The 3,166-nt window shown below is 70.9% G+C and carries 3 protein-coding genes; 2 read left to right on the forward strand and 1 reads right to left on the reverse strand.

Going from position 1 to position 3,166, the window contains the following annotated elements:
- Nucleotides 1-116: 116 nt before the first annotated feature.
- Entirely contained in the window at nt 117-1,190 is a 1,074-nt protein-coding gene (hemE, locus tag ACFVXE_RS01585) for a uroporphyrinogen decarboxylase (protein WP_389668094.1), read from the reverse strand.
- Nucleotides 1,191-1,282: 92 nt separating this feature from the next.
- On the opposite strand from hemE, the gene ACFVXE_RS01590 reads away from it, so the two are divergent.
- Together ACFVXE_RS01590 and ACFVXE_RS01595 are read left to right on the forward strand one after the other, a co-directional pair.
- Complete coding sequence (locus ACFVXE_RS01590; protein WP_389668096.1) at nt 1,283-1,945, forward strand: DUF3000 domain-containing protein; 663 nt, start codon at nt 1,283-1,285, stop codon at nt 1,943-1,945.
- Nucleotides 1,946-2,333: 388 nt separating this feature from the next.
- A complete protein-coding gene (locus ACFVXE_RS01595) occupies nt 2,334-2,996 on the forward strand; it encodes a LuxR C-terminal-related transcriptional regulator (protein WP_389668097.1) in 663 nt (220 codons plus the stop codon).
- The last annotated feature ends 170 nt before the right edge of the window (nt 2,997-3,166 follow it).

Consider the following 3,166-nt stretch of genomic DNA (forward strand, 5'->3'; position numbering starts at 1 on the left):
CGGGCGGGTGTTTTCCCTCAACGCCCCCTTAAACCTCCCCTTATTCACCCCCATATCCGCCGCGGGCGGGGCTCCCCGGGGGCTTCGCGGCGCGCGGCGCGGCATCGGGATCCGGCTCAGCGGGCCGTCTGCGTGTGGACGTACTCGACGAGCCGGGTCAGCGCGTCCGGGTCGGTCGTCGGCATCACGCCGTGACCCAGGTTGAAGATGTGTCCCTCCAGACCCGCGGCCGCGTCCAGCACCTCGCGCGCCTTGGCCTCCACCGTCGCCGTCGGCGCGAACAGCACCGCGGGGTCGAGGTTGCCCTGGAGCGCCTTGCCGGGTCCGACCCGGCGCGCACCCTCGTCCATCGGGACCCGCCAGTCGACACCGACGACGTCCGCGCCGGCCTCGCCCATCAGCCCGAGCAGTTCACCGGTGCCGACGCCGAAGTGGATGCGCGGGACACCGTACGCGGCGACGGCTTCGAAGACCTTCGCGGACGCGGGCATCACCGAGCGCCGATAGTCGGCGGGTGCGAGGGCTCCCACCCAGGAGTCGAAGAGCTGCACGGCCGAGGCACCCGCCTCGATCTGCACCTTCAGGAACGCTCCGGTGATCTCGGCGAGCCGGTCGAGCAGCTCGGCCCAGAGCTCCGGCTCACCGTGCATCATCGCCTTGGTGCGCTCGTGGCCGCGGGACGGGCCGCCCTCCACGAGATAGCTCGCGAGGGTGAACGGCGCACCGGCGAACCCGATGAGCGGCGTGGACCCCAGCTCTGCGGTGAGCATGCCGATGGCCTCGGTGACGTAGTGGACGTCCTCCGGCGTGAGGTCGCGCAGCCGGGCCAGGTCGGCGCGGGTACGGATCGGGTCGGCGATGACCGGACCGACGCCGGGCTTGATGTCGAGTTCGATCCCGATGGCCTTCAGGGGCACGACGATGTCGCTGTAGTAGATCGCCGCGTCGACCTTGTGGCGGCGGACGGGCTGCAGGGTGATCTCCGTGACGAGCTCCGGCATCATGCAGGAGTCGAGCATCGCGATGCCCTCGCGCACCTTCAGGTACTCGGGCAGCGAGCGCCCCGCCTGACGCATGAACCAGACCGGCGTGTGCGGCACGGGCTCGCGCCGGCATGCCTTCAGGAACGCCGACTCGTGAGTGGCGGAGGTCTTCGTCTGCTGGCCCGAGGGGCTGTCGTTGGCGCTCACGCACAGAATCTTCGCATGAAGCGGTAAGGAGCCGAGCCCCGCGTGGGTGTCCCTCCCTGCGCCAGGCTCCGGTTCCGCCTACTCTTCCCCGCATGGCTCCGGCTCAGGGACAATTTTCCGAACATTCCGATGGCGCTGACAGCAAGGACAGTGCGGAGGGTAGTTCCGTCCCGCCCGCGTTCCGGTCGGCGGTGGACGCGCTGCGCTCCGCACGGCTCCGCGCCGAGCTGCAGGTGGAGCCGACCCGGCCGCCCCAGCGCCTCGCCCCGCACGCCTATGCCCTGGAGGCGGCGGTCGTCGGCGACGACGACGAGGATCTCGCCGACGGCCGACTGGTGCTCCTGCACGATCCGGCCGGGCACGACGCCTGGCACGGCGTGTTCCGGCTGGTGACGCTGGTACGTGCCGAACTGGAGCCGGAGATGGCGTCCGACCCGCTGCTGCCGGAGGTGTGCTGGTCCTGGCTGACCGGTGCGCTGGAGGCGCGCGGCCTCTCGTACGGGGAGGCGGGCGGCACGGTCACCCGGGCCGGTTCGCACTACTTCGGGACGCTGTCCGAGCGGCGTCCGGCGACCCAGATCGAGATCCGGGCCTCCTGGACGCCGCGCGAGGGGCGCGGCGGGGTCCCGGACACGGCGTCCCATCTGGCGGCGTGGGGGGATCTGCTGTGCCAGATCGCCGGTCTGCCGCCGTCGGGTGCGGCCGACGCCGCGGTGGTGACGCTGCCGCAGCGGCGCGGCCCCCACGTGCCGTAGCCGGATCCGCACGGCTCCCCCCCCGGCCCCGGAGGCGTTCCCGGCCGGGCCGTCCGCGCGCCCTTCCGAGGGCGGATTTCCGTCGCGCCGGTTCCGCACACCTGCCCCGCGTCCGGTTCCCATGTGTACGCACCGTGCAAGAGGCCGCCCGCATTCCCGAGGCCGGACCAGTTTCGGTAACGCTGTGTCACAGGTATCGCACAGGCACCGGCATTCTTTTCGTACAATCGATCGCCCGTCCGATTTGCCCGAATTGTTACTCACCAAATCGTGATCTTCCTCTAAAGGAGGACGGGTCTGCTGCCGAAGAGGTCAATGACCCTTCAAGCACGGTTCGCCCCGGCTTCATCCCCGAGCCGGCCCGTCCCGCCACTCCCCAGGAGGCCTGGTGTCCGTTCTCCTAGAGCAGCCCGCAAGCCTGGTCGCCTACCGCCCGAACAAGCCGACGGCCATGGTCGTCGTGGCCGACCCGCGCGTCCGTTCCACCGTCACCCGCCATCTGTGGGCACTCGGAGTACGTGACGTCATCGAGGCGTCGTCCATCGCGGAGGCCCGTCCCCGCGTCGCCAACCCGCGCGACATCTGTGTTGCCGACGTCCATCTGCCCGATGGTTCCGGGCTGACCCTGCTGTCCGAAACCCGAGCCGCCGGCTGGCCGAACGGCCTCGCCCTGTCCGCCGCCGATGACATCGGCGCCGTGCGCAACGCCCTCGCGGGCGGCGTGAAGGGCTACGTCGTCACCGGCACCCGCACCAACATCGGCCACCCCACCCGTCCCGGCGTCGCTCCCATCGGCGCCAATGCCGCCCGTATGCACCGCCGGCCCCCCGGCACCCCGAGCCACCCGGGCGGCTACCGCGAACTGTCCGGCCGCGAGGTGGAGGTGCTCCGGCTGGTCGCCGAAGGTCAGTCCAACAAGGCCATCGGCGTCTCCATGGGGCTGTCCGCCCTGACCGTCAAGAGTCATCTCGCCCGCATCGCCCGCAAGCTCGGCACCGGAGACCGCGCCGGAATGGTCGCCGTGGCCCTGCGCACGGGCATCATCCACTGACCCCGCGCACCGGCCGGCCGTCCAGGGATACGGGTCCGGCTGGTTTACATTCATCGGCGCCCGTCGACTGGTCCACCCGCCCGCGGGGGCCGGGGCGAAACCGAAAAACAATTGACGAGAGCCCCGCCCCCAAACGGGGTGGTTTAAAAAAAAGTAGCGGCGCCCCCGGG

It is taken from the genome of Streptomyces sp. NPDC058231 (assembly GCF_042882275.1).
Taxonomy (GTDB): Bacteria; Actinomycetota; Actinomycetes; order Streptomycetales; family Streptomycetaceae; genus Streptomyces.

Coding starts and splice junctions, on each gene's coding strand:
- ACFVXE_RS01590 (WP_389668096.1), top strand. CDS start 1,283: ATGGCTCCGGCTCAGGGACAATTTTCCGAACATTCCGATGGCGCTGAC.